At 68.3% G+C, this 25,956-nt stretch carries 23 protein-coding genes; 13 read left to right on the forward strand and 10 right to left on the reverse strand.

All coding sequences use genetic code 11. The annotated features are described in order from the left end of the window. Positions 1-140: 140 nt before the first annotated feature. Positions 141-527 carry a DUF1844 domain-containing protein gene (locus AC1DES_RS16990; protein WP_476896879.1) on the reverse strand — a complete coding sequence of 129 codons (387 nt, stop codon included), beginning with the start codon at positions 525-527 and terminating at the stop codon, positions 141-143. A gap of 406 nt (positions 528-933) precedes the next feature. Between AC1DES_RS16990 and infC the strand changes: the two genes are divergently transcribed. The 4 genes from infC to AC1DES_RS17010 all read left to right on the forward strand — a co-directional run bounded on the left by infC (position 934) and on the right by AC1DES_RS17010 (position 3,919). Continuing rightward, positions 934-2,043, forward strand: coding sequence for a translation initiation factor IF-3 (gene infC, locus AC1DES_RS16995; RefSeq protein WP_476896880.1), 1,110 nt, complete (start codon positions 934-936; stop codon positions 2,041-2,043). Positions 2,044-2,159: 116 nt separating this feature from the next. Then, a complete protein-coding gene (gene rpmI, locus AC1DES_RS17000) occupies positions 2,160-2,354 on the forward strand; it encodes a 50S ribosomal protein L35 (RefSeq protein WP_009358635.1) in 195 nt (64 codons plus the stop codon). A 118-nt stretch (positions 2,355-2,472) separates the two neighbouring features. Then, positions 2,473-2,943, forward strand: coding sequence for a 50S ribosomal protein L20 (gene rplT, locus AC1DES_RS17005; protein ID WP_018774438.1), 471 nt, complete (start codon positions 2,473-2,475; stop codon positions 2,941-2,943). A 64-nt stretch (positions 2,944-3,007) separates the two neighbouring features. Further along, the gene (locus AC1DES_RS17010) at positions 3,008-3,919 is read left to right on the forward strand and encodes a TrmH family RNA methyltransferase (RefSeq protein ID WP_476896881.1); all 912 of its coding nucleotides are present in this window, start codon (positions 3,008-3,010) and stop codon (positions 3,917-3,919) included. Between the two features lie 96 nt (positions 3,920-4,015). On the opposite strand, the gene AC1DES_RS17015 is transcribed toward AC1DES_RS17010, so the two are convergent. Continuing rightward, on the reverse strand, positions 4,016-4,282 hold the full coding sequence (locus AC1DES_RS17015; protein ID WP_476896915.1) for a GlsB/YeaQ/YmgE family stress response membrane protein: 267 nt from the start codon (positions 4,280-4,282) through the stop codon (positions 4,016-4,018). A gap of 229 nt (positions 4,283-4,511) precedes the next feature. Between AC1DES_RS17015 and AC1DES_RS17020 the strand changes: the two genes are divergently transcribed. Then, entirely contained in the window at positions 4,512-5,432 is a 921-nt protein-coding gene (locus AC1DES_RS17020) for a cation diffusion facilitator family transporter (protein WP_476896882.1), read from the forward strand. Between the two features lie 79 nt (positions 5,433-5,511). Here AC1DES_RS17020 and AC1DES_RS17025 read toward each other — a convergent pair whose 3' ends face one another. After that, positions 5,512-6,720 carry an MFS transporter gene (locus AC1DES_RS17025; protein ID WP_476896883.1) on the reverse strand — a complete coding sequence of 403 codons (1,209 nt, stop codon included), beginning with the start codon at positions 6,718-6,720 and terminating at the stop codon, positions 5,512-5,514. 171 nt (positions 6,721-6,891) lie between these two features. On the opposite strand from AC1DES_RS17025, the gene AC1DES_RS17030 reads away from it, so the two are divergent. From AC1DES_RS17030 to AC1DES_RS17045, 4 genes are all read left to right on the forward strand, one after another. Further along, the gene (locus AC1DES_RS17030) at positions 6,892-7,356 is read left to right on the forward strand and encodes a (deoxy)nucleoside triphosphate pyrophosphohydrolase (RefSeq protein WP_476896884.1); all 465 of its coding nucleotides are present in this window, start codon (positions 6,892-6,894) and stop codon (positions 7,354-7,356) included. 89 nt (positions 7,357-7,445) lie between these two features. Beyond that, positions 7,446-8,615, forward strand: a complete 1,170-nt coding sequence (locus AC1DES_RS17035) for a Re/Si-specific NAD(P)(+) transhydrogenase subunit alpha (RefSeq protein WP_476896885.1) — start codon at positions 7,446-7,448, stop codon at positions 8,613-8,615. After that, positions 8,615-8,983, forward strand: a complete 369-nt coding sequence (locus AC1DES_RS17040) for an NAD(P) transhydrogenase subunit alpha part 2 (RefSeq protein WP_476896886.1) — start codon at positions 8,615-8,617, stop codon at positions 8,981-8,983. The genes AC1DES_RS17035 and AC1DES_RS17040 overlap by 1 nt, the downstream gene beginning before the upstream one ends. Then, the gene (locus AC1DES_RS17045) at positions 8,980-10,353 is read left to right on the forward strand and encodes an NAD(P)(+) transhydrogenase (Re/Si-specific) subunit beta (RefSeq protein ID WP_476896887.1); all 1,374 of its coding nucleotides are present in this window, start codon (positions 8,980-8,982) and stop codon (positions 10,351-10,353) included. The genes AC1DES_RS17040 and AC1DES_RS17045 overlap by 4 nt, the downstream gene beginning before the upstream one ends. A 152-nt stretch (positions 10,354-10,505) precedes the next feature. Here the strand turns inward: AC1DES_RS17045 and AC1DES_RS17050 are convergent, their stop codons facing one another. Next, positions 10,506-11,708, reverse strand: coding sequence for an Rv2578c family radical SAM protein (locus AC1DES_RS17050; RefSeq protein ID WP_476896888.1), 1,203 nt, complete (start codon positions 11,706-11,708; stop codon positions 10,506-10,508). A gap of 102 nt (positions 11,709-11,810) precedes the next feature. Between AC1DES_RS17050 and pcp the strand changes: the two genes are divergently transcribed. Beyond that, complete coding sequence (pcp, locus tag AC1DES_RS17055; protein WP_476896889.1) at positions 11,811-12,452, forward strand: pyroglutamyl-peptidase I; 642 nt, start codon at positions 11,811-11,813, stop codon at positions 12,450-12,452. 26 nt (positions 12,453-12,478) lie between these two features. Here the strand turns inward: pcp and AC1DES_RS17060 are convergent, their stop codons facing one another. Together AC1DES_RS17060 and AC1DES_RS17065 are read right to left on the reverse strand one after the other, a co-directional pair. After that, the gene (locus AC1DES_RS17060; protein WP_476896890.1) at positions 12,479-13,117 is read right to left on the reverse strand and encodes an SIMPL domain-containing protein; all 639 of its coding nucleotides are present in this window, start codon (positions 13,115-13,117) and stop codon (positions 12,479-12,481) included. 1 nt (position 13,118) lies between these two features. Continuing rightward, positions 13,119-13,565 (reverse strand): hypothetical protein, encoded by a 447-nt coding sequence (locus AC1DES_RS17065; RefSeq protein WP_476896891.1) that lies wholly within the window; start codon positions 13,563-13,565, stop codon positions 13,119-13,121. A gap of 202 nt (positions 13,566-13,767) precedes the next feature. Here AC1DES_RS17065 and pheS point away from each other — a divergent pair, with 202 nt between their 5' ends. Genes pheS through AC1DES_RS17080 form a run of 3 tightly spaced genes read left to right on the forward strand, consistent with a single transcriptional unit; the run spans position 13,768 to position 18,103 of the window. Further along, complete coding sequence (pheS, locus tag AC1DES_RS17070; protein WP_476896892.1) at positions 13,768-14,829, forward strand: phenylalanine--tRNA ligase subunit alpha; 1,062 nt, start codon at positions 13,768-13,770, stop codon at positions 14,827-14,829. Between the two features lie 2 nt (positions 14,830-14,831). Then, positions 14,832-17,375, forward strand: coding sequence for a phenylalanine--tRNA ligase subunit beta (pheT, locus tag AC1DES_RS17075; RefSeq protein ID WP_476896893.1), 2,544 nt, complete (start codon positions 14,832-14,834; stop codon positions 17,373-17,375). A 17-nt stretch (positions 17,376-17,392) separates the two neighbouring features. Further along, complete coding sequence (locus AC1DES_RS17080) at positions 17,393-18,103, forward strand: 4'-phosphopantetheinyl transferase family protein (protein WP_476896894.1); 711 nt, start codon at positions 17,393-17,395, stop codon at positions 18,101-18,103. Here AC1DES_RS17080 and AC1DES_RS17085 read toward each other — a convergent pair. The 4 genes from AC1DES_RS17085 to AC1DES_RS17100 all read right to left on the reverse strand — a co-directional run bounded on the left by AC1DES_RS17085 (position 18,100) and on the right by AC1DES_RS17100 (position 25,784). Then, on the reverse strand, positions 18,100-19,470 hold the full coding sequence (locus AC1DES_RS17085) for a M1 family metallopeptidase (RefSeq protein ID WP_476896895.1): 1,371 nt from the start codon (positions 19,468-19,470) through the stop codon (positions 18,100-18,102). The genes AC1DES_RS17080 and AC1DES_RS17085 overlap by 4 nt on opposite strands. A 32-nt stretch (positions 19,471-19,502) precedes the next feature. Next, complete coding sequence (locus tag AC1DES_RS17090; RefSeq protein ID WP_476896896.1) at positions 19,503-23,474, reverse strand: Pls/PosA family non-ribosomal peptide synthetase; 3,972 nt, start codon at positions 23,472-23,474, stop codon at positions 19,503-19,505. Positions 23,475-23,566: 92 nt separating this feature from the next. After that, positions 23,567-24,532, reverse strand: a complete 966-nt coding sequence (locus AC1DES_RS17095; protein WP_476896897.1) for a quinone oxidoreductase family protein — start codon at positions 24,530-24,532, stop codon at positions 23,567-23,569. A gap of 163 nt (positions 24,533-24,695) precedes the next feature. After that, the gene (locus tag AC1DES_RS17100) at positions 24,696-25,784 is read right to left on the reverse strand and encodes a fatty acid desaturase family protein (RefSeq protein WP_476896898.1); all 1,089 of its coding nucleotides are present in this window, start codon (positions 25,782-25,784) and stop codon (positions 24,696-24,698) included. Between the last annotated feature and the right edge of the window lie 172 nt (positions 25,785-25,956).

The following is a 25,956-nucleotide window of genomic DNA, read 5'->3' on the forward strand; positions in this document are numbered from 1 at the left end:
AATATCAGTCTGACACTGCCAGTCGAAAACGACTCGCCACCACTCAAAACGCCACAACCGGCCTGGCACACGATGAGCGGCCCCCGGGAACAAAACCCAGGAGCCGCTCATCCATGGCTATTGACAACCGGATCTACATATCAGTTGACAGCTCCGGTGTACTTCTCGCCCGGACCCTTGCCCGGAGCATCGGGGATGGTGGATTCCTCGCGGAAGGCCAACTGCAGGGAACGCAGCCCGTCGCGCAACGGCCCGGCGTGCTGCGAGCCGATTTCGGGGGCCGCTGCGGTGACCAGGCCGGCCAGGGCGGTGATCAGTTTGCGGGCCTCATCGAGGTCCTTGAGCTCCTCCGCGTTGTCCTCGGCGGCGAGGCCGAGCTTGACGGCGGCGGCGCTCATCAGGTGCACGGCGGCCGTGGTGATGACTTCGATCGCGGGGACCTCGGAGATGTCGCGGATCTCCTGTGAGACGTCGGCCTGGGCGGCCACGGGCTCGAAAACGTGTGAATTACTCTCTGAAGTGCTCATGCTGGTAAGCTTGTCACAGACCGACTGAATGTCGTTATTTTACTGCGGGGAAGCCTTTCGGCTCCGAAGTGCACGTCCGATGGACTTGTCACGTAGGTGCGCCCGAGGGGATTCTTTCTGTAAGATGGGATTTCAGTTTGCAAGCGGAGTTCTCTCCCACCCGCGTCAGCCGCGAGTCTTCCTTCGGGAAGCAAGGTTGCCGGGTACCTGGTCGGGTATTTCCCTCGGACGTCAGTTCGGCGGGGATACATGCCGCCTCCTTGAGGCAGGCAGCTCCGATCTTCGAGGCCTTCGATTGCTCCGGCAATTGGGGGCCTTCTCTTTTTGCCGGTGGAATACCCCTCACGAACACAGGAGCTTTAACATTAGCGAGCCAAGAATCAATGAGCGTATCCGCGTCCCCGAGGTGCGGCTGGTCGGCCCTGCAGGCGAGCAAGTAGGCGTTGTCCGTATTGAGGATGCCCTGCGTTTGGCTGCCGAGTCCGATCTTGATCTCGTTGAAGTTGCACCGCAGGCCAAGCCTCCGGTGTGCAAGCTGATGGACTTCGGCAAGTACAAGTACGAAGCCGCCGTCAAGGCACGCGAGGCCCGGAAGAACCAGACCAACACGGTCCTGAAGGAAATCCGCTTCCGCCTGAAGATCGACACCCACGACTACGAAACCAAGCGCGGCCACGCGCTCCGGTTCCTCGGTGCCGGGGACAAGGTCAAAGCCATGATCCAGTTCCGCGGCCGTGAGCAGCAGCGCCCCGAGATGGGTATCCGCCTGCTCCAGCGTTTCGCGGATGACGTCGCCGAAGTCGGCGTCGTAGAGTCCAGCCCGCGGATCGATGGCCGCAACATGGTCATGGTGGTGGGTCCCCTGAAGAACAAGGCCGAAGCCAAGGCTGAGGCCCGCCGCGCAACGCAGCGCGCGGAAGCCAAAGCAGAGAACGAAGCCAAGGCTTCCGGCCGCGTTGACACCTCCGGCCCCGAAGCGCCCCTGACGCAGTCGCTGGCCGATCTTCTTCCGGAAGGCTACGAGGTCCGGACTGCGGCACCTGAGGCAACGGTGACCGAGGCCGAGACACCGGCAGCGGAAGCCCCCGCAGCGGAAGCCTCCGCGGTCGACGAGGCCCCGGCCAAGTCCGCCCCGGTGGAAGAAGCTGTCGTCTCGGAGGCCCCCAAGGCCGAGACGGCCGCCGAGACCAAGGTCGAGGCAGCTCCGGCAGAAAAGGCTCCCGTCCAGGAAGCGCCCAAGGAAGCGCCCAAGGCCGCCAAGGCTGCTCCGAAGCGCGAAGCTCCGAAGGCCGCCGCCAAGCCGGTCGTTGCCAAGGCGCCTGCGGCGCCGAAGGCTGCAGCCGGGAAGGCTCCAGAGGCTGCCCGGGCCCCCGAGGCTGAAAAGGCTGCTCCGGCAGCGGCGCCGAAGCCGGTTGCCGCTCCGAAGCCGGTACCGCGTCCGTCGGCGCCGAAACCTGCGGCACGGCCGGCCGCACCGAAGGCAGCCACCAAGCCGGGCAGCAAGAAGACCAACTAGTTCACGGCTGCCGGACAGCAATGTCCGGCAGCAAGCAACCAGCATGCCGCCCGCAGGGGCGGCTGCACGAAAGAACTGCAGACCTCGTCTGCGGATACGTAAGGAGATCGGTTCCCATGCCGAAGATGAAGACCCACAGCGGTGCTAAGAAGCGCTTCAAGCTGACCGGCAGCGGCAAGCTGCGCCGCCAGCAGGCCAACCGCCGTCACTACCTCGAGCACAAGTCCTCCAGGCTGACCCGCCGCCTCGCCGGCGACAAGATCGTCTTCAAGGGCGACGCAAAGGTCATCCGGAAGATGCTCGGCATCTAATTTCCAAGTTCTCTGACTGATTGCCACCTGGCACCAGTCAACTACCACAATGGCTTCTCAGGCCCGCCGGGATTTCCGGCAGTAGACGCTTGGGATCAGATTTTGAAGGAGTACGCACGTGGCACGTGTGAAGAGGGCGGTCAACGCCCACAAGAAGCGCCGGGTTATCCTTGAGCGCGCAAAGGGCTACCGTGGACAGCGTTCACGCCTGTACCGCAAGGCCAAAGAGCAGCTGCTGCACTCGTTTGTGTACAGCTATGGCGACCGCAAGAAGAAGAAGGGCGACTTCCGCCGCCTGTGGATCCAGCGCATCAACGCTGCATCCCGCGCCAACGGCCTGACCTACAACCGCCTGATCCAGGGCCTGAAGGCCGCTGAGGTCGAGGTTGACCGCCGCATGCTGGCCGAGCTCGCCGTTTCCGACGCCAACGCCTTCGCCGCGCTGGTCAAGGTCGCCAAGGACTCGCTGCCCGCCGACACGTCCGCCCCGGCCGTCCAGGCTGAGGCTGCACCGGCTCCGAAGGCCGCCAAGAAGGCTCCCGCGAAGAAGCCTGCTGCCAAGAAGGCTGACGCCGAGGCCGCAAAGTAGTTCCTACCGCCGTCGAAAGACAGCGTCGTTCAAGGACCGGCTGGAAAGCTACTAAGGTTCTTATATGAACGAAACCGGGCGCCCGCAAGACTTTCCACTTTCCAACCCCCGAGCTGATCGGGTGAGGAAGGTGGCACAGCTTGCCGGGCGTCCGGCCCGTTTAAAGCGCAGCGAGTTCCTGGCGGAGGGCCCGCAGGCTGTCAGGGAGGCCCTGGTCCTGCACCAGAAAAGGATTGCCGCGGGGGAGCCCGGCCTCGTCTATGAGGTTTACGCGAGCGAGGCCTGCCTCGACCGGCACCCGGACCTGGAAACACTCGCAGAGGGCACCACTGCATACCTCGCCACCGAGGAAGTGCTGGCCGCGATGGCGGACACCGTGACCCCGCAGGGCATTCTTGCGGTCTGCGGTTTCCTGGACGTCAGCCTTGAGCAGGTGCTCGACGCCCGCCCCCGGCTGGTCGCCGTCCTGTGCCAGGTCCGCGACCCAGGCAATGCCGGCACCGTGCTTCGGGCCGCGGACGCGGCCGGCGCGGACGCGGTCATCCTGACCGGTTCGAGCGTGGACATCTACAACCCCAAGGCCGTGCGGTCGACGGCGGGATCCCTCTTCCACCTTCCGATCGTCCTGGGTGCCGACGTGGCGGAGCTGGCGGCCCGCTGCAGGGAACGCGGCATCGGCGTCCTCGCGGCGGACGGCCAAGGCCAGCTGAACCTGGACCGGCTCCAGGACGAGAATACCGCACGGCGCCTGGGGGCCTCCGGCGCCGAGTCTGTCTATGCCCTGGAAAACCCGACAGCATGGCTTTTCGGCAACGAAGCCCAGGGCCTGTCCGAGGACGAACTCGCGCTGGCCGACCACCGGGTGGCCGTGCCGGTCTACGGAGGAGCGGAGAGCCTCAACCTGGGAACCGCGGCAACTGTCTGCCTCTACGCGAGCGCCCGATCGCAGCAGGGCACCGGCCCCCGGCAGGACTAGACGGGGCACAACGTCGGCGGGGCCCACCTTTCGGTGGGCCCCGCCGTCGTTGTCACCTCCGCGGCACTCGTGCTGCGCGGTCTGTGGCCGGTGCAATTACGTAGTCTTGTTGCGTCCTGTGATGGCGCCGTAGATGCCGGCAACAACCAGGCCGCCCACAATGGCGAGTAGCCAGGAACCGAGATTCCAGAATTCCATCTTGCCGCCGCCGAACAGAAGGTCGCCGATCCAGCCGCCGACAATGGCGCCGACAACGCCGAGCACCAGGCTGGTGACCCAACCCCCGCCGACCCTGCCCGGCATGACTGCCTTAACGATTGCACCTACTATGAGTCCGAGAATGATCCAGCCTATGAAGCCCATGTCTCCTCCTACATATTCGTCGGTATCCAAATTGTGAATCCCGATTATGGCTTCAAGCTAACATAGGCGGCTTTACTTGTCAGCAGGATCATACCCAATCGTTACGTGACGCCGCAGGCCCCCGCCGCGGTGCGGCGGCGGTCCGGAAACGGGTACGGTATTCCTTGCGGATAAAGGCAACTTCCGGCGTCCGCAACCATCCCGGAAGAATCCCAAAGGAGAAGCGCACGTGGCTGCAAATGGCGGAACCAAGGCGATTGTCGCGGCGCTGGCCGCCAATCTGAGCATTGCCGTCCTGAAGTTCGTCGCCTTTGTCCTGACCCTGTCTTCATCCATGCTGGCGGAGGCCATCCACTCGCTCGCGGATTCAGGCAACCAGCTGCTCCTGCTCATCGGCGGCAAGCGGGCACAGAAGGAAGCAAGCGCCGAACATCCCTTCGGCTACGGACGCGAACGCTACATCTACGCCTTCATCGTCTCCATTGTGCTCTTCAGCGTCGGCGGCCTCTTTGCCCTGTACGAAGCGTGGGGGAAGATCCAGCACCCGCATGCCATCGAAGGGGACTTCTGGTGGGTGCCGCTGGCCGTGCTCCTCGGCGCGATCGTTGCCGAGTCCTTCTCCTTCAAGACGGCGATCGCCGAATCCAACCACATCCGCGGGACACAGAGCTGGATCAAGTTCATTAGGAACGCCAAACAGCCGGAGCTTCCGGTCATTCTGCTGGAGGACTTCGGCGCCCTAGTGGGCCTCGTGTTCGCGCTCCTCGGCGTCGGGCTGACGCTCATCACCGGAAACGGCATCTGGGACGCCCTGGGTACCGGCATGATCGGCCTGCTGCTAGTGGCCATCGCCGTCGTGCTCGCGGTGGAAACGAAGTCCCTGCTGTTGGGCGAGTCGGCGACCAGGGCCGACGTCGCGAAGATCCGGACGGCCGTCGAAGCCGGAGGAACCAGGATCATCCATCTCAAGACCATGCACCTGGGCCCCGAAGAGCTGCTCGTGGCGGCCAAGATCAGTATCGGCCGGACCGACTCCGGCCAGGACATCGCCAAGGCGATTGACGACGCCGAGATCCGGATCCGCGAAGCGGTTCCGATCGCGCGGGTCATCTACCTCGAACCCGACGTGGAGCGCGTCAGCGCTCCCTGAACCGGTCTCCGGACCCGCTCTCCCGAACCGCTGTCTCCGGGCCCGCGGCCGTCACACCCGGGCCACCGTGGCGGTGCGGCTACGGTGCCAGCGGCCGTTTGCGTTCCACCGCACCGCTGATGACCGCCACGCCGAGTCCCAGGATGGCCAGGACGGCGCCCACGAGGGCCGGGGCGACGTAACCCCAGCCCCACGCGATCACAAGACCGCCGAGGAAGGCGCCCAGTGCGTTGGCCACGTTGAGGGCCGAGTGGTTCAGCGAGGACGCCAGCGACGGCGCGTCGGGGGAGGCGTCCAGCAGGCGCGTCTGCAGTGCCGGCACCAGCATGGAGCCGGCGCCGCCGACCACGAAGACCATGACATAGGCCGACCAGGGCCAGTGCACGGCCACGGCGTAGACCACGAGGGCCACAGCGATGCCGGGCAGGACCCAGTAAATCGTGCCCATGACGGACTTGTCGGCGATCCGTCCGCCGACGATATTGCCGGCCACCATGCCGAGGCCGTAGAGCGCCACCACCAGCGGCAGCCACGGACCGGGGATGCCGGCCACGTCGGTCATAGTGTGCGCGATGTAGGTGTACGTCGCGAAGAAACCGCCGAAGCCCACGATGCCGATCAGGATGGCAAGCCAGACCTGCAGCCGTTTGAGCGCCCCCAGTTCGCGGCGGACGCTGGCATCAGCGTGCGGTTTCTGGAACGGGACGAACTTCCAGAGCATGGCAAGCGTGATGAGGCCGATCAGGCCGACCAGCAGGAACAGGAGCCGCCAGCCGTAGCTCTGGCCAAGCCAGGTGGCAAAGGGAACGCCGATGACGTTGGAGACCGTCAGGCCGGCCATGACCATCGAGATGGCCCAGCCGCGTTTCGTGGGCGCCACGAGGGAAGCCGCGATGACGGCGGCGACGCCGAAAAAGGCGCCGTGCGGCAGCCCGGCCGCGAACCGGGAGACCAGCATGCTGCCGTAGTCCGGGGCGATGAAGGAGGAAAGGTTCGCAATGCTGAAAAAGAGCATGAGCCCAAGGGCCAGATACTTTCGCGGCAGTTTTGCGCCGACGGCGGCAAGGACCGGCGCGCCGACGACGACGCCGAGGGCGTAGGCCGAAATCAGGTGGCCGGCCTCGGGGGTGCTGATGTTGAGGCCGTGTTCGACTTCCTTGAGCAGGCCCATCATGGTGAATTCGGTGGTGCCGATGCCGAATCCGCCCATGGCAAGGGAAACGATGGCAAGGGCAAGGTGGCGGGTGCCGGTCTTCGGCGTCGCCGGGGCTTGTGTGGTGGTTGTCATTCGTCTGCTTCTCGGGGTGTTGCCCGGCGGTCGCCAGGAGAATTCGGCATGTTAAATATGATTTATCAACGTCGCGGACACGCCGGATATTCCCGGGGTGATCAGGAGGGCGGTCACCACCATTCTCCCCCAGACGGCCGCCGTCCCGGTCGCCCGCCGTAGACTGGGGGCGTGACTGGACTCATTGGCGTCGTAGGCGGCGCAGTAGTGGACTCGCTGGCGGAACCGGGACGGCTGCTCGTCGCACGCCGGACCTCGCCCCCGCAATTTGCCGGCATGTGGGAGTTCCCTGGCGGCAAAGTCGAGCCCGGTGAGACTGCCGAGCAGGCCCTGCACCGCGAACTCCGCGAGGAACTCGGCGTCCGGGTGCGGCTCGGGACCGAGCTGGAAGCGGCCTCCGCCGCCGGATGGCCGCTGAACGAGCGGGCGGTGATGCGGGTCTGGTTTGCCGAACTGGTGGACGGCGACCCGCAGCCGCTCCAGGACCATGACGCGCTGCGCTGGATCGATCTCCGGAACCGGGAGGAAGTCCTGGGCCTGCCGTGGATTCCGGCAGACTTTCCGATTGTCGAGTCGCTGCTGGAGGCCGTCCGGATCCCTGGTCCGCACGGCCCGGCCGGCGAACTGATCCGCTGAAAGGCGCTCCCTGACGCATTAGCCGCGCCCACCCCTCGCCAAACGTGCGGGCATGTGTCTACTCTGAAGCGAACCGAGAGGAGCGGCCAGTGCAGGTGGGGGTCGGACGGGAGCAGCGGCCAGGGGAGCGCCGGGTCGCCGCCACGCCGGAGACGGTGCAGCAGATCACCGCCCTCGGCCTGAACGTCATCGTGGAGAGCGGCGCCGGAACAGCCGCCGGGTTCGCGGACGCGGCGTTCAAGGAGGCCGGCGCCACGATGGCCACGGAGCTACCGCTCGACTCCTTGGATGTCTTGCTGCACGTCCGGCCGCTGGCGCCCTGGACGGCCGCCCGGCTTCGGCCCGGCGCCATCACCATCGGGTTCGCTTCCCCGGCTTCTGAGTTGCCGACCGTCCGGGCGCTGGCAGCAGCCGGTGTCACCGCCTTCGCCCTGGAACTTGTCCCGCGGATCTCCAGGGCACAGTCCATGGACGCCCTCAGTTCCCAGTCCCTTGTCTCGGGCTACCGCGCGGTACTGGAGGCCGCCCTGCGTTACCCGCGGTTTTTCCCGCTCTACATGACCGCCGCCGGGACCATCCCGCCGGCGAAGGTCCTGGTTCTCGGGGCCGGGGTCGCCGGACTGCAGGCCATCGGCACCGCCAAGCGGCTGGGGGCCAGGGTGTCAGCCAACGACATCCGCGCGGCCTCCGCCGATGAGGTCGCATCCATGGGAGGCACCTTCATCAACCTGGACCTCACCACCGCCGAAGGAACGGGCGGCTACGCCCGTGAACTCGGTGAGGACCGGGCCGGGCGCCAGCGCGGCCTGCTCGCCCCCCACGTCGCAGCCGCCGATGTCCTCATCACGACCGCGGCGATTCCGGGCCGCCCCGCCCCCTTGCTGGTGACGGCGGACATGGTTGCGGGCATGCGGGCCGGTTCAGTCGTGGTCGACCTCGCTGCCGAATCCGGCGGGAACGTCGAGGGGGTAGTAGCCGGCCAGGACATCCAGGTGCCGGTCGTCGGGGGATCCGTGACACTCGTTGGCCTGCAGGATGCGGCATCCGCGATGCCCTCGGACGCATCCCGCCTGTTCGCCAGGAACGTCAGCAACTTGCTCGCCCTCATGACCGTCGACGGTTCCGTCGCGCCGGACTTCCTCGACGACGTGGTCGCCGGAGCCTGCCTGACGTGCGGCGGTTCCGTGAGGCATGCCGCCACCGCCGCGGCATTGGAGGCCCTGACGGTGATGCCTGAAGAGATCGAAGGGCGGCCCTGATGGATCCGGTTACGTTGCTGACAGTAGTGGTGCTGGCCGTTTTCGTGGGCTTCGAGGTGGTCTCCAAAGTGACCAGCAAGCTGCACACACCCCTCATGTCCGGCGCCAACGCCATCCACGGCATTATCCTCGTCGGTGCGGTCATCGTGGCGGGGCAGGCCACCGACGTGTGGGCCTTGACGATCGCCCTCGTCGCGGTGATTCTCGCTACCGCAAACCTGGTCGGCGGTTTCGTGGTCACCGACCGCATGCTGGAGATGTTCAGCGGCCGGAAGCGCGTCCGCCCCCGCACCGGAGAAAGCGCTGCCGGGGCGGGCGTCCCCGGGGGTCCCGGTGCCGGTGAAGGAACGTCCGGGGAAAGCCGATGAGCATCCTTGCGCCCGGCTGGACGGGGCTGCTCTATCTCGTGGCGGCCGTCTGCTTCATCCTGGCGCTTAAGGGCCTCAGTTCACCCCGGACCGCCCGCCGCGGCAACGCCATTGGAGCAGCGGGCGCCGTTGTGGCGCTGGTGACCGTATTCCTGTCCGCAAGGCTGGAGAACCTCCCGCTGATCCTGGCCGCGATCGCCGTGGGCGCCGCCGTCGCCGTCCCGGTGGCCCGGCGCGTGCACATGACCCAGATGCCGCAGCTGGTCGCCCTGTTCAACGGGGTCGGGGGCGGCGCTGCCGCACTGGTTGCCGTGCTGGAGCTCGGCCACAGCGGGGATCCGTGGGTCCGCCTGGCGGTGGTCTTCACGATGCTGGTGGGTGCGGTGTCGTTCGCCGGCTCCGCGGTGACGGTGGGGAAGCTGCAGGAGCTGATCAGCACCCGCCCGCTGTTGTTTCCCGGCATGCCCGTGGTGATGGGGCTCGTCATGTTGGGTGCGGTGACGTCCGGGGCCGTCATCAGCCTGACAGGTTCCGCCGGCTGGTCGTGGGCCCTGCTGGTCCTGGGCCTCGCGGCCGGGCTGCTGCTGGTGCTGCCCGTCGGCGGGGCCGACGTTCCGATCGTGATCTCCCTGCTCAACGCCTTCACCGGGCTCGCGGTGGCCGCCTCCGGCGTGGTGCTCGGCAACGTGCTCCTGCTCGTCGCCGGAACGCTGGTCGGGGCAAGCGGAACCATCCTGACCAAGGTCATGGCCTCGGCGATGGGGCGGGGAGTGGCGGGCATCATGTTCGGGGCGTTCCGCGGCGGCTCGACGGCGGGCTCGACCGCCCTGAGCGACCGGCCGGTGCGGTCGGCCTCGCCGGAGGATGTGGCTGTGCAGCTTGGCTACGCCCAGCGCGTGGTGATCGTCCCCGGCTACGGGCTGGCCGTTGCCCAGGGCCAGCACGCGGTGGCGGAGCTCGCTATCGCCCTCGCGGCACGCGGTGCGGAGGTGGTTTTTGCCATCCATCCAGTGGCCGGGCGCATGCCGGGGCACATGAACGTGCTCCTCGCGGAGGCCAATGTGCCGTACGAATTGCTGCGGGAGCTGGGCGAGGCCAACCCGGAATTCCCGAACACCGACATCGTGCTGGTGGTCGGGGCCAATGACGTGGTCAACCCGGCAGCGAAGACATCGCCGGGCTCACCGATCTACGGGATGCCGATCCTGGACGTGGTGCAGGCCCAGCAGGTGGTGTTCCTCAAGCGCTCGATGCGCCCCGGGTTCGCCGGCATCGAGAACGAGCTCCTGCATGATCCGAAGACCACGCTCCTGTTCGGCGACGCCAAGGACTCGCTGTCCAAGGTGCTGGGCGCGGTCAAAGCGCTTTGACCGGGGGCCCGGGCGGGAGGCCAGTGCGGTTGCGGCCAGCGCGGTTGCGCCAGCGGGGATAAACAGCGGGGTCAAGCAGCGGGGTCAATCGGCAGGTCCGAACAGCGGGCGCGGGCGATCGGTCTCAGCACGGCCCGCTCAGGCAACGAGGCTCAGAACAGCGTCGGCTGCGCGGCAGCGGCGGCCTGGTTGCCGTGGTGCGTTCCAGCAGCCGTTTCCGGGATGCTGCCGGCCGGGTACTGGGCTTCTTCCTCGCGGGGATCATCGTTGAGGTCGCGGTGGCTGAAGCCCTGTGAGCCGGAAAAGCCGTGCAGGGCTTTGAAGTGGCGGATGCGTCCGGAGAGCCATGCCCGGTATTCCTTGGAAGCGTAGGAGCCGCTGCCGTAGAGGCGCCGGTACTTGCCGGCCAGCTGCGGATGCTCCCTCGCAATCCACTGCATGAACCATTCCCGGGTGCCGGGCTTCAGGTAGAGCGCGCCGGCCGTGACCCCCGTGGCGCCGGCTGCGGCAAGGGAGCTGAACAGAGAGTCCAAGGCTTCGTCGCTGTCGGAGAGCCAGGGGAGGATGGGCATGGCCATGACCCCGCAGGGCAATCCCGCCTCCTGCAACCGGGTGACCAGTTTCAGCCGGGCCCGCGGGCCGGGGGTGCCGGGCTCCACAGCCTCCGAGAGCTGCTCGTTGGTCATGGCCAGCGAGATGCCGACTCCGACCGGGACCTGCGCCGCGGCATGCTTCAGGAGCGGGATGTCACGGGCCAGGAGGGTGCCCTTTGTCAGGATCGACAGGGGGGTACCGGAATCGGCGAGGGCGCCGATGATGCCGGGCATCAACTTGTACCGTCCCTCGGCCCGCTGATAGGGATCCGTATTGGTGCCCAGGGCGACGTGTTCACGCCGCCAGGAAGGTTTTGCCAGTTCCCGGCGAAGGACCTCCGCAGCGTTGATCTTGACCACCACCTGGCTGTCAAAATCCAGCCCGGCGTCAAAGTCCAGGTACGTGTGGCTCTTGCGGGCAAAGCAGTACACGCAGGCGTGGCTGCAGCCGCGGTAGGGGTTGATGGTCCATTCAAACGGCATGCGTGAACCGGCGACCACCTTGTTGAGCACCGATTTGGCAGTGACCTCATGGAAGGTGATCCCGGCAAACTCAGGGGTGGTGACAGAACGCACCAGCCCGGCCAGGGGCAGGAGGGCATCGGCGGCCGGGGCCGACGGGGATCCGCTGCCGCCGGTGCTGCCTCCGGGACCTGCCTCTCCGGGACCTGCCTCTCCGGGACCCGTGGGCCCGGGACCAGCTCCAGCGCGTTCAGCGGCTCTTTCCTGTGGGGCTTTGAGTGCCTGGGCGTCCCATCTCATAGCTCCATTCGAATGTATGTTCGATTCAAAGTCAAGGACCGGCCCGGCAAGCCGCCACGGCCGGGGGGGGTCCTCCGGACCGGCGTTGCTAGGCTGGGGCCCATGATTCTCCTTACCGGCTTCGAGCCCTTCGACGGCGAAACAACCAACCCTTCCTGGTCCGCGGCCCGCGCCGCGGCGCAGCTGCTGGAAGCCGAGGGTCTCGCAGTGCAGGCGGTGCAGCTTCCCTGTGTCTTCGGGGAGTCCATCACAGCGTTGGAGGAGGCGCTGGAGCGTCACAGCCCCGAGCTCGTGGTCTGCGCAGGCCAGGCTGGCGGCAGGCCCCGCATCTCGCTGGAGCGGGTGGCCATCAACTGTGACGATGCCCGGATTCCGGACAATGCGGGCAACCGTCCCATCGACGAGGCCGTGGTTCCCGACGGACCGGCCGCCTACTTCACCTCACTTCCCGTGAAAGCAGCCCTCGCGGCGCTGAACGCTGCACAGATCCCGGCCGAGGTCTCCCAGACGGCGGGAACCTACGTCTGCAACCACGTCTTCTACGGGCTCATGCACGCCCTGCGGCTGCACCCCGGCACCCGCGGCGGCTTTGTCCACGTCCCGTACGAGACGGCCCAGCTCCCGAAGGGGAGCAGCGGCCCCTCACTGCCGGCGGAGCACATGGCGCAGGCGCTCGCCGTCGTCGTCCGCACGGCTCTGGCCACGACGGCGGACCTCAAGCTCTCCGCCGGCGCCACCCACTAGGCGCCGCCCGCTAGGAAGCGGGCAGTCTAGTCGACGAGTTCCCAGACAACTCTTACAGCCGCCGCGACGCTGGACTCGCCGGCTTCGACCGTGAGCGACTCCGCAGCCACGGCGCGCTGCATTTTCCCGACCGGGATCGGCGGCTGGAAGCCGGACTGCTGGGCGATGGACACTGCCTTGCCCAGCCCGGCGCCGGCCAGGGCAGCGTAGTGCCGCGCCGTGGCCAGGGCGTCGTTCCAGGCCGCCTCGCGGGCGCGTGCCGTGACCGCGGAGGGATCGGCGAAGCCCAGCTGCAATCCGTTGAGCCTGACGTCGTCGCCGCCGGCAGCGACCGCGGCAGCGATGATGGCGGAGGAGCCCGCGAGCTCCCGGATCCGGACGCTGAGTGTACTGGACGCCAGGTAGCCGGAGACACTTTGCCCGTGCCCTTCCTGCCAGGTGACTTCGGCCCGGACGTTGAGCCCGGAGGCCGTGATGTCCGGGCTCCCCACGCCGTGGGCCCGGAGCGCCGCAGTGACGGTGCCGGCGGCGCGGCCTGCGTCGCCGTACGCCGCGTCGACATTGCCCCGGCGGCACTCGACGCCGATGGAAATGGTCAGCAGGTCCGGCGCGGCTTCGGCGCTGCCGGACCCGGTCACCGAGATCGTTCTTGGGTTGTCCGTCATCTCACGCCTCGTTCCGTTCGCGGGCCGCGGGGCCCCTGGTGGTCGCCTGCGGGTCCGGGTAGCCGCCGCCCTGCAGCCCGGCGTGCCGCTCAAAGAAATTGCCCGACCCCGGATTGCCCGTCCGCCACTGGGACCAGGCCGCCGCCACGAAGTACAGCGGCAGGAAGGGCACTCCGAGGCACCACGCATACTGCGTGCTGTGGCGCTCCTCGTGGCCCAGCAGGACGGGATTGGCCAGGGCCTCCTGGAGGCCGGCCCGGAACAGCACCACGTTGCCCACGGTGAAGGCCCCGGCAAAGGGGAGGCGCCACCGGTAACGGCTGGCGATCAGCAGGCCGCGCGGGCCGGAGCGGACGGGCGTGCGCGCACAGGCTGCCAGCAGCAGGCCCAGGAGGGTCGAACCATTGAGCACATTGATGATCTGCCGCAGCCGTTGTCCGGAAGTCATGAGGCCATGCTAGCGGTGGGCCGAGAACGATAGTGGGGGACGGACGTCACGTTCGGGCAGCGGGGTGCCTTCTACTAGACTGGAAGCGAGCGCCCGCCGGAGGGAATTCGGCGGGCCCTGCCCTATGTCAACGACCCGCGACCCTGCCCCGTGCAGCGGTCCGTGCCGCTGGCATGACCCGACTCGTAGCTAAGAACAGTAGATGACTGAAACTTTGCCGGGCGCCGCCGTCCCGAATCCTCTGGATGAAGCCGCCATCACCGCCGCCGTAGACCAGGCCGTCGCCGCCATAGCCGCCGCCGCCACGCTCGAGGAACTCAAAGCCGTCCGCCTCGCGCACACCGGCGAGAAGTCCGCGCTGAGCCTCGCCAACCGCGAGATCGGCGGCCTGCCCAAGGACCAGAAGGCTGCGGCCGGAAAGCTCATGGGCGCCTCCCGCGGACGCGTCAACAAGGCGCTCGCGGACCGCACGGCCGAGCTCGAAGCCGAGAACGACGCCCGGATCCTCGTCGAAGAGACGGTGGACGTCACGGCGGCCCCGCGCCGGCGCCGGGCCGGCGCACGCCACCCGCTGTCCACCCTGCAGGAGCGCGTGGCGGACATCTTTGTCGGCATGGGCTGGGAAATCGCCGAAGGGCCCGAGGTGGAATCCGAATGGTTCAACTTCGATGCCCTGAACTTCAAGCCGGACCACCCGGCCCGTGACATGCAGGACACCTTTTTCGTGGAACCGCCCGAGGCCCACCTGCTGATGCGCACGCACACGTCCCCGGTCCAGGTCCGCTCCATGCTGGAACGGGAACTGCCCATCTACGTGCTGTGCCCGGGCAAGGTGTTCCGCACCGACGAGCTGGACGCAACCCACACGCCGGTGTTTCACCAGTTCGAGGGCCTGGCCATCGACAAGAAGCTCAGCATGGCTGACCTCCGCGGCACCCTGGAGCACTTCGCGCGCCAGATGTTCGGCGACGACGCCCAGATCCGGCTGCGCCCCAACTACTTCCCGTTCACCGAGCCCTCGGCGGAGCTGGACATCTGGCACCCGGGCGCCAAGGGCGGCCCGAGCTGGATCGAGTGGGGCGGCTGCGGCATGGTCAACCCCAACGTCCTCCGCGCCGCCGGCATCGATCCGGACATCTATTCAGGTTTTGCCTTCGGCATGGGCATTGAGCGCACCCTCATGTTCCGCAACGAGGTTGGCGACATGCGCGACATGATAGAAGGCGATGTACGTTTCAGCGAGCACTTCGGGATGGAGATCTAACAGTGCGTATCCCACTTTCCTGGCTGCGTGAATTCGCGCAGGTACCGGCCGCAGCAACGGCCGAAGACGTCATGGCAGAGCTGGTCAAGGTTGGCCTCGAAGAAGAAGGGGTCCACCGCCCCACGGACACCATCCGCGGCCCGATCGTGGTGGGCCAGGTCCTGAGCATCGTCAAGGAACCCCAGACCAACGGCAAGACCATCAACTGGTGCCAGGTCCGGGTGGTCCCCGAGGGCCAGCCGCAGACGCTTGCCGGCGAGGGCATCGACCCCTCCGGTGTGCAGGGGATCATCTGCGGCGCCCACAACTTCGTTGAAGGCGACAAGGTGGTGGTCACCCTTCCCGGTGCCGTGCTGCCCGGCGACTTCCGCATCTCCGCCCGCAAGACGTACGGCCACCTCTCCGCCGGCATGATCGCCTCCGTCCGTGAACTGGGCATCGGCGAGGACCATGACGGCATCCTGGTGCTGTCGCGGATCGGGCTCGACCCGGAGCTCGGCACCGACGCGATGGAGCTGCTCGGCCTCTACGACCAGGCCGCGGAAATCAACGTCACCCCGGACCGCAGCTACTGCTTCTCCATCCGCGGCGTGGCCCGCGAATACGCGCACGCCACCGGCACCGTTTTCACCGACCCGGCGTCCAGGGTCCAGGCCCCCGCAGCCCTCTCCGGCGGCTACGGCGTCAAGATCAACGACGACGCCCCCATCTACGGCAAGCCCGGCTGCGACCGCTTCGTGGCCCGCACCGTGCGCGGCGTGGACGCCACCCGGCCCACCCCGCCGTGGATGTCCTCCCGCCTCCGGCTCGCCGGCATCCGCTCCATCTCCTTGCCGGTCGACATCTCCAACTACGTCATGCTTGAGCTCGGCCAGCCGAACCACTGCTACGACCTCGACAAACTCTCCGGCGACATCGTTGTGCGGCGTGCCACCGCGGGGGAGAAGATCACCACCCTCGACGACAAGGAGCGCACGCTCGACGTCGAGGACCTCCTGATCACGGATGCCTCCGGACCCATCGGCATCGCCGGTGTCATGGGCGGGTCCCATACGGAAGTATCGGACTCCACCGCCAACATCCTCGTCGAGGCCGCGCACTTTGACGAAGTCTCGATCGCCCGCTCCCGCCGCCGCCACAAGCTGCCGTCCGAGGCGTCCAAGCGCTTCGAGCGCGGAGTGGACTGGCAGGTCGCCAACGTTGCTGCCCAGCGCGTGGTGGACCTCCTGGTCGAGCTCGCCGGGGGCACGGCAGACGAGGCCGGGACCGACGTCGGGACCGCCCCGGATGCCGTCACCATCGAACTTCCGGCAGGCTACGCCGCGGACCGGATCGGAATTGACTTCAGCGAGGAGCAGATCCTGACCTCGCTGGAGGACCTCGGCGCTATTGTCGGGAAGAACGGCGCCGGCTACACAGTGACCGCACCGAGCTGGCGCAATGACCTGGAAACCAAGGAAGACCTCTCCGAGGAAATCGCCCGCCTGGTCGGCTACGACAAGATCCCGGCGACCCTGCCGGTGGCGCCTCCGGGCCGCGGCCTGACCCGCGTCCAGCAGCAGCGCCGCCGCCTGATCCAGGCGCTGGCGGACGCCGGCCTCACCGAGGTCCTGGCCTACCCGTTCGTCTCCAAAGCTGCCAATGACACCTTTGGCGTGGCCACGGAGGGCACCGAGCGCCAAGCCCTCAAGCTCGCCAACCCGATCAGCGAGGAGCATGGCTTCCTGCGGACGTCCATCCTGCCGGGCCTGATCGAGGTGGCCAAGCGCAACCACGCCCGTGGCTTCCGCGACCTCGCCTTGTTTGAGGCGGGACTCGTGTTCCTGCCGGGCGGGAACCTGGGCACGGCCACGATCCCGCCGCTGGGCGTTAAGCCCTCCGAGGAGGTGCTGGATGCCCTGTACGACGGCGTCCCGGACCAGCCGCTGCACCTCGCCGCCGTCCTGACCGGCCATGATTCACCCGCCGCGCCCGCGCATGCGCCCCGTCCTTGGGACTGGGCGGATGCGCTGGACTTCGCCCGGCTCGCCGGTGAGGTCCTCGGCGTCGACATCCTGGTCAGCCAGGGGCAGCACCAGGCGTTCCACCCGGGACGGGCCGCGCGGCTCACGCTCCGCACCGGCGACGTGGTGGGCTACGCCGGCGAGCTGCACCCGAAACTGCTGGCGGCGCACGACATGCCGGCACGCTCGGTGGCGCTGGAGATCAATGCCGATGCCCTGTTCGAAGCCGCAGCCGACGTGATCGTGGCCAAGCACATCTCGACCTACCCGGTGGCCACCCAGGACGTGGCCCTCGTGGTGCCGCAGGACATCCCGGCGGACGATGTCCTCTCGGCCTTGCGCGAAGGCGCCGGCGAACTTCTTGAGGACGTGGCGCTCTTCGACGTGTACGTGGGCAAGGGGATCGCCGAGGGCAAGAAGTCGCTGGCGTTCAGCCTGCGGTTCCGCGCCCCGGACCGCACCCTGACCGCCGACGAGGCCTCCGCGGCCCGCGAAAGTGCCGTGGCCGTTGCGGCCGAACGCTTCGGAGCCGTACAGCGCTAAGCAAGGAAGGGGCGGGCATGGCATCACGACTCATCGTGCGTGCCTGCCCGCCCCTTCGCACACCCGGGCAGACCTTGGCGGCGGCGGCCGCCGGGCTGCAACGCGATGCCGGCGCCCTCCTGGAGGCCGCCGAGCACGCGCGGGCCCGCGCCATGGCGCCCGGCGCCCGCGACGAATTCCTGTCGGCGCGGCTCGCGCAGCGTCGCTTCGCCGCCGAACTGCTCGGAGTGCCGCCGTCGGGCCTCACTGCCCGGTACACCTGTCCACGCTGCGGGAGCGGCGGGGACGTCTCGCACGGCAGGCCCGGCTACTCCTACGAGGGAGCCGCCGTACCGCTGCTCCTGAGCCTCGCCAGGGCGTCCGGCTGGACGCTGCTGGCGGCAGTGACCGATCCAGGGCCCGGCCTGGGACTGGGGATCGACGTCGAGGACCCGGCGCGGATGGACTTTCACGGCTTCGACGCCGTGGCGCTGGCTCCGGCGGAACGGCTGGCGCTCCACCGGCTCCCCGCCACGGGACTGCTGCGCGGACGGGCGCGGCTCTGGGCCCGGAAGGAAGCCTGGCTCAAGATGACCGGTGAGGGCCTGCGGAAAGCCCCGGACACGGTCGACGTGCTGCACCGGACCGGGGTCCGGGACCTGGCTCCTGCCGAGACCGGCCTGCCGGCGGACCTCGTGGCCGCCGTCGCGCTCCGTCATTCCCGGGCCCTAAGGCATGCGGCGCCCTAGGAGGGCGGCAGCGGCGGGAGCGCTCCTTCGTAGAGCCAGGGATGCAGCAGGGCCTCGGAATCGATGCCCGTGGCGCGGTCCGCGGCGAGGATGAATGCCGGCGTTGATACGGAGCCGTGCCGGAAGCGGTGCGCCCAGTCATGCAGCAGCGCGAAGAACGCCAGGTCGCCGCAGCGCAGGCGCAATGCGTGCAGGGCGAGGGCTCCGCGCTTATACACCCGGTCATCAAACATCAGCTCCGGCCCGGGATCGCCGATGAGCAGGTCCTGGCTGCCGGCGTCGAGCTTTCGCCATGCGGCTGCAGCGCGGGACGCGACGGACATGACGCCGGCCTCCTCGGACCACAGCCACTCCGCGTAGCAGGCGAAGCCCTCGTGCAGCCAGATGTCTTTCCACGATGCCGCTGTCAGCGAATTCCCGAACCACTGGTGCGCGAGCTCGTGGGCCATCATCCGCTGCGACTCCCACTCCAGGCCCAGATGGTTGGGACCCAGGATAGACAGGGTCTGCGCCTCGAGCGGGATCTCCAGGACATCCTCGCTGACCACCACGGTGTACTCGGGGAACGGGTAGGGGCCGAAGCAGTTCGTGAACGTCCGCATCATGTCGGGCTGGCGCGCCAGCCCGGTCCTTGCTGTGTCGGCCAGCGACTCCGGGACGGCAGCGAACTGCGGCACCTGCCCGGACGGCCGCTCGGGGTTCAGCGTCAGGAGCCCGTACCGCCCGATCTGGACCGTGGCGAGGTACGTGGACATCGGTTCGGCCTGCTCATAGACCCAGGTTTCGCGGCTGGACCTGCTGGTCCGGGAAAGCAAGACGCCGTTGCACACGGGCCGGTAGTTGACGTCCGTCGTCACGCTGATCCGGTAGCTCGCCTTGTCCCCCGGGTGGTCGTTGCACGGGAACCAGGATGCCGCGCCGTTGGGCTGGCCGGCGACGAGGACGCCGTCGGAGAGCTCCTCCCAGCCCACGTCGCCCCACAGGCCGCGGCGCGGGGCGGGGTAGCCCTCGTAGCGGATGTCGAGGGTGAAGGTCTCGTCCGGCAGCAGCGGCACATCCAGGGCCACGATGAGCTGCTCGGCACGCTGGCTGAACTTGCGGACCTTCCGCCCTCCCAGCTGGACCTTGGTCACGCGCAGCCCCGTCAAATCCAGGACAACGGCCGACGTCGGAAGCTGCGCCACCGCCTGCAGCACGGCCCGGGCGCTGAGCCGGTTGCTGCTGACCCTGTAGTCGAGCTCGAGTTCATAGCGCCGGACGCGGTACGCGCTGGTGCCGTGGCCGGGCATGTAGGGATCCGGCGCGTTGGCTTCCTGGCCGGGCGGCGCGACGACGAGGCCGCTGCCTGCTGGTTCGCTGGGACTCATGGGACGGACCTTCAGTGGTTGCTGGACTGGAGTTAGTTGCTGGGCTGGCGTTGCCGGGGCTTGGGGGCAGGAACTGCCGGGCCCACCCACGGGCTGACCGGGTTGCCCATCCAGTACGTCGCCGCGGGGACCGTTTCGCCCCGCATGACCAGGGAGGCCGGACCCACGGTGCCGCCGCTGCCGATCCTGGCCTGCGGGAGGATGACCCCGTGCGGACCCATGGTTGCTCCGTCCTCGAGCGTAACAGTGTCGATGCTCATGACACGGTCGTGGAAGAGATGGGTCTGGACAACGCAGCCCCGGTTGACCGTTGAGTTCTTGCCGAGGGTGACCAGGTCCGCTTCGGGAAGCCAGTAGCTTTCGCACCACGTGCCCGCCCCGATCCTGGCTCCGAGCGCCCGGAGCCACCAGACCAGTGCAGGAGTTCCCGTCGCGGCGCGCGCGAACCACGGGGCGCTGACCATCTCGATAAACGTATCCACGACCTCGTTCCGCCAGATGAAGGAGCTCCAAAGCGGGTGCTGGCCGGGCCGGATGCGTCCGACGAGAACCCATTTGGCCACCACGGCACTGCCCGCGGCCGTCGCACCGGCGAAGAGGACCACGATGCCGCCAAGAAGGGCGGCAACGCCGTAGTTGAAAGTACCTGCCAGCCAGTCGAAGGTCAGCAGGACCCCGGCGGCGATAGCCACCGTCAGGACCACCGGGACAAACCGGCACAGCTCCCACACCGTGCGCGCGACCTTCAGCTTCAGCGGCGGCTGGTAGGTCCGCATGTCATCGGAGGCGATGGCGGTGCGCCGGAGCCGCACCGGCGGGCTGCCCAGCCACGAGGTGCCGGACTTCGCCTTGGCGGGTGTCGCCGAGAGCACGGCCACGAGGGAATTCTTGGGCACGTTGCGGCCGGCCGCCGTCATTCCGGAGTTGCCCAGGAAGGAGCGCTTCCCGATCTTGGCCGGGGCAATCCTCAGCCAGCCGCCGTCGAGTTCGTAGGACGCCACCAAGGTGTCGTCCGCCAGGAAGGCGCTTTCGCCCACCGTGGTCATCTTCGGGATCAAAAGGACCGTGGACGCCTCGACGTTCTTGCCGACCCGCGCGCCGAGCAGCCGCAGCCAGACCGGCGTGAAGAGGCTGGCATAGACCGGAAACAGGAGGTCGCGGGCCAGGTCGAGGACCCGCTCTGTGGCCCAGACCTGCCAGCCGATCCGGCTGCGCACCCGGTAGTAGCCTTCGGCGAGTCCGACTCCGAGGAGCCTCGTCGTGAGCAGGATCAGCAGCAAGTTGGCCAGGAACCAGGCCAGCGCCGCCGGCGGAAGGGACACCAGCAGCTGCGGGAGCGCCGAGGACAGGGACGGCCGGCCCCGGACGAAAAGGAAGACCACCAGTGCGGCTGCGGCGGCGGACACATAGGGGATCAGTGCCAGAACGGCCGAGGCAGCGGCGAAGCCGGCAAACCAGAGCCGGCCGGTCAGGTGGTGTTCCGCCGGGACGGCGGGCCAGGTATGCCGGGCCTTGCCGCGGCGCTCGGCGGGTGAACCGGCGACCAGCTGCCCGGCCTTGACCTTGCCCAGCACGGCAGAACCGGGCTCAACCTGGGCTCCGGCACCGATGACCACGCCCGGCATGAGCGTGCTGCGCGCCCCGATAGTAGCGCCGGCACCGATCCGGATGGCCCCGATGTGGACGCAGTCGCCGTCGATCCACCAGCCGGACAGATCGACTTCAGGTTCGATGTTGGCGCCGTTGCCGAGGGAGAGCAGGCCCGTGACGGGCGGGACCGAATGCAGCTGGACGTCCTCGCCGATTTTCGCGCCGAGTGCCCTGGCGTAGTACGGGACCCAGGGGGCGCTGGCGAGGCTGATGGCCCCGGCAAGATCCTGGATTTGTTCGGCGAGCCATAGGCGCAGATGCACCCGGCCCGAGCGGGGGTACGTTCCGGGGCCCACGTTCCTCAGCAGGAGCCGGGCGGCGGCCACGGAGACCAGCATCCGCCCCGCGGGGCTTACGAACACGAGCCAGGACGCCCCCACCCACCACCAGGACACGGTCGGCGCGTCGCTGAACCCGGCGAGGGCGGAGAGCAGGTTGTTGGCGGCCATGAGGTAGGTCAGCCAGCGCATGCCCACCAGGATATGCAGCGGAATGCCCATGAGGGTCTGGAAGACCTGGGACTTCCGGGCCGTCGGCCGGACAGTGCGTTCCGGTGCCGGGCCGGCGCCGCCCTCGGGCAGCGACTGGCGGGCCGCGTCCACGAGGGCCCCGATCCTCGGGGTCGCGTAGACATCAGCCACGGTGATGGTGGGGTAGCGCACCCGGAGGGCGGAGACCAGCTGCGCCGCGGCCAGGGAGCCGCCTCCGTAGGCGAAGAAGTCGGCGTCGAGCGTGCTGACGGCGCTGCCGAGCACGGAGCTCCACTGTTCCACGATCCAGCGGGCGTCGTCCGGGAGGTTCAGCGGAGCACCCTCGGCATCGGCCGCGCCGGCGCCGGCAAGGGGCCAGGGCAGGGCGCGGCGGTCCACCTTGCCGCTGGTTTTGGTGGGCAGCGATTCCACCAGCGTGAGGAGGGGGATGAGCGGGGCCGGAAGGCTCGTGCCCAGCCGCGCCCGGGCTTCCACCAGGTCGATCTCCCGGCCGGCAGCAGGAGCCAGGTAGCCGACCAGGATCTGGTTGCCGGCGGCCGTCGTCTGAACGGCCGCCGCCGCACCGGCAACGTCCGGCAGCGACTGCAGGGCGGCGTCGATCTCGCCGAGCTCGATCCGGCGGCCGCCGAGCTTGACCTGCTCATCCGCCCGCCCCTGGAAGATCAGGCCCCCGGCTTCGTAGCGGACCAGGTCGCCGGAGCGGTAGGCGCGCGCCCAGCCGAGGGAGGGCATCGGGGCGTATTTTTCGGCGTCCTTCGCCGGGTCCAGGTAGCGGGCCAGCCCGACGCCGCCGATGATCAGCTCGCCGACCTCGCCTTCGGCGACGGGCCGGGACCGGGCATCGACGACGGCGAGGTCCCATCCGTCCAGCGGCAGGCCGATCCGGATGGGACCGGGAGAACCCAGCGGCGCAGCGCACGCGACGACGGTGGCCTCGGTGGGGCCGTACGTGTTCCACACTTCACGGCCGTCGACGGCGAGCCGCTCCGCGAGTTCAGGCGGACACGCCTCGCCCCCGAAGATCAGCAGGCGGACGCTTTCCAGGGATTCGACGGGCCAGAGTGCCGCGAGCGTGGGAACCGTGGACACGACCGTGATGCCGTGGCTGATCAGCCACGGGCCCAGGTCCATGCCGGTCCGCACCAGCGCGCGCGGAGCGGGGACGAGGCAGGCGCCGTGGCGCCACGCGAGCCACATTTCCTCGCACGAGGCGTCGAAGGCCACGGACAGCCCCGCCAGGACGCGGTCCTGGGGTCCGATCGGTTCGCCCTGGAGGAAGAGCCGGGCCTCGGCGTCGACGAACGCGGCTGCCGAGCGGTGCTGCACCGCCACTCCCTTGGGTGTCCCGGTGGAGCCGGAGGTGAAGATCACCCACGCGTCGTCGTCGACAGCGGGCGGCCTGGCGGCAGGGAAGGGCCGGGGCCGCGTGCGGTCGGTGACGATCCGGCCGCCGCCGCGCACAATGCCGGACACCCTGGCTTCGCCAAACACCAGCTTGGCCCGTTCGTCGGGATCGTCCGCGTCCACCGGAACGTAGGCGGCGCCCACCAGCAGTACCGCAAGGATCGTGACGTAAAGCTCGTTGGTGCCGGAGGGGATCCGGACCCCGATCTTGTCGCCCGCCCCGAGCCCGGCCAGGTGCAGCTTCCTGGCCGCGGCCCGGACCTCCGCGAGGAGCTGGGCGTAACTGAGCGAATGGTGACCGTCGTCGAGGGCGGAGGCATCCGGGAAGCGGGCTGCGGTGTCCTGGATGATCCCGATGAGCGTGCGTTCCGGCGGGGCCGCGAGGGCGCCGGGCAGCTGCGCCCGGTACACCGGCCCGGTGTTGGGGGCATCACTCGTAGGCGCTTGCTGCTCAGTCACACGGGCATTCTCCCTGCATCAGATGAACGGAAGGTGTCCGGGTTGGCCGGCTGTTTGCATGCTGTTCCCCTGCTGTTCCCTTGGGGGCCGGCTCAGGGGACCAGGATGACCTTGCCGGTGGTGCGGCGCTGTTCAAGGTCATCATGGGCCTGCGCTGCTTCGGCGAGGGAGTAGCGGGCCCCGATCCGTACCTTCAGGCTGCCATTCGCGGCGGCGGCGAAGACTTCGTCCGAGCGCCAGCGGCGCTCCCGTGCGTTCCGCAGGTAGTGCCCCATGGTCGGCCTGGTCAGGTACAGGGAGCCGCCGGCGTTGAGCCGCTGCGGGTCGAACGGCGGTACCGGACCGGAGGCGCCGCCGAAGAGCACGAGCATGCCCCTGATGCGCAACGCGGCGAGGGAACCGTCGAAGGTGTCCTTCCCGACGCCGTCGTACACGACGTCCGCTCCGGTCCCGCCGGTGAGGTCGCGGACCTTGTCTGCGAAGCCGTCATAGCGGAGCACGTGGTCGGCGCCGGCTTCGCGGGCCAGCTGTTCCTTCGCGTCCGTGGAGACGGTGGTGATGACGTGCGCGCCCTTGGCCTTGAGCAGCTGGATCATCAGGAGCCCGACGCCGCCGGCGCCGGCGTGGACCAGGACGGTGTGGTCCGGTTCGACCTTGAAAGTGGAGTTGATCAGGTAGTGCGAGGTGACGCCCTGCAGCGGCAGGGCCGCGGCGGTGAAATCGTCCAGGCCGTCAGGGACCGGGAGGGCCTTGTCCTCGTCGACGAGGGCGTAGCCGGCGTAGCAGTTGACGCCTTCCGCAGTGGCCACACGGTCGCCGGGGGAGAACCCGGTGACGCCGTCGCCCAGTTCCTCCACGGTGCCGGAGGCCTCGGAGCCGGGGGTGAAAGGGTACTGGACCTTGTAGACGCCGCTGCGCTTGTACGTGTCGATGAAGTTCACGCCCGCGGCCGCAACCTTGATCAGCAGCTGTCCCGGGCCCGGCACGGGGCGCTCCGTCTGTGCGAGTTCCAGAACCTCGGGTCCGCCCGCTTGCCGGGCGAGGATTGCGTGCATCATGTGTCTCCTTTGTCCGGCCGGGGATTTCCTGGCCCGAATCCTGGCTCCATCCTAGGGACACCTGCGCCAACGGCGAAGTGACCGCCGGAATCCGGCGGTCACTTCGTGGTCATGCGCTTCGTTGCGGCCCGGAGGCAGCGGGCCGCACCCGTTACGGGCCGTCCTAGTAACGGCGCGTAACGGTTGCCATGGGGCACTCGAAGTGGCGTCCAGCGGCCAGGCCGACGTCGTTCAGGTAGCGGACGATGATGCCGTACGACTGGAGCAAGGTGGTCTCCGTGTAGGGGACCTGGTGCTTCGCGCAGAACTCGCGGACAATCACGGCTGCCTTGTCAAGCTGCGGGCGGGCCATGTCGGGGAAGAGATGGTGCTCGGCCTGGCGGTTGAGGCCGCCAAGCAGGAGGTCCATGAACCGGCCGCCGGAGATATTGCGGGACGTCAGCACCTGGCGGCTGAAGAAGTCCACGCGGCTGTCGGCGGGCAGGACCGGCATGCCTTTGTGGTTTGGCGCGAAGGAGGCGCCCATGTAGAAGCCGAAGACGGCGAGCTGGACGGCGATGAAGGCCAGGGCGATGCCCCACGGGAGGAAAGTGAAGGCCAGGACCGGCAATGCGCTAAGCCGGACCGCGAGGATCGGGATCTCCACCCAGCGGTGGGTGACCTTGGCACGCTGGACGACGAACTTGACCGAATCGATCTGCAGGCCCAGGCCCACAAGGAACAGCAGCGGGAAGAAGAGCCAGCCCTGCTTGCGGGTGAGGAAGGAGAACCGCCCCTGCCTGGTTGCCGCGGCTTCCGGGAAGAAGGCGATCGCGCCGGTGGCGATATCGGGATCCTTCGAAATCACGTTGGGGTGGTTGTGGTGCGCGCCGTGCTTCTGCTCCCACCATGAGTAGCTCATCCCGGCGACCGAGGTGGCAAGCAGCCGTGCGGCCCAGTCGTTGGCGCGGCGGGAGGCGAAAATCTGCCGGTGTCCGGCCTCGTGGGCCAGGAAGCTGAGCTGCGTGCAGACAATGCCCAGGGCTGCGGCAATCAGGAGCTGGAACCAGCTGCCACCGATCAGGGCAAAGCCGACCCACGTGGCGGCCATCAGCAGGACCAAAACGGAGAACACCGTGACGTAGAAACCGACGCGGCGTTCGAGGAGGCCTGCCGCCTTGACGCTCTTGAGGAGCTCCGAATAGCTCAGGACGACGGCGTTGGGTTGCCGGACGCGCGTTTGCGGGCGCTCCGAAGTGGTAGTGGGGGTCATGGAGCGGTGGCCTCGTAACTGTTACGGGCAACGCTGCTGCCGACGGTCGCGGCTGCGCGGTCAAGATCACCCTTTAGCCAGCATACGCCACGGCGCCCTGCAGGACTCTGGCCCTGGCCGAATCGGATGGCGGCGGAACTTCGGGACACGGGCAATCGAATGCATAAATATC

This window comes from Arthrobacter sp. 05T442 (genome assembly GCF_056395945.1).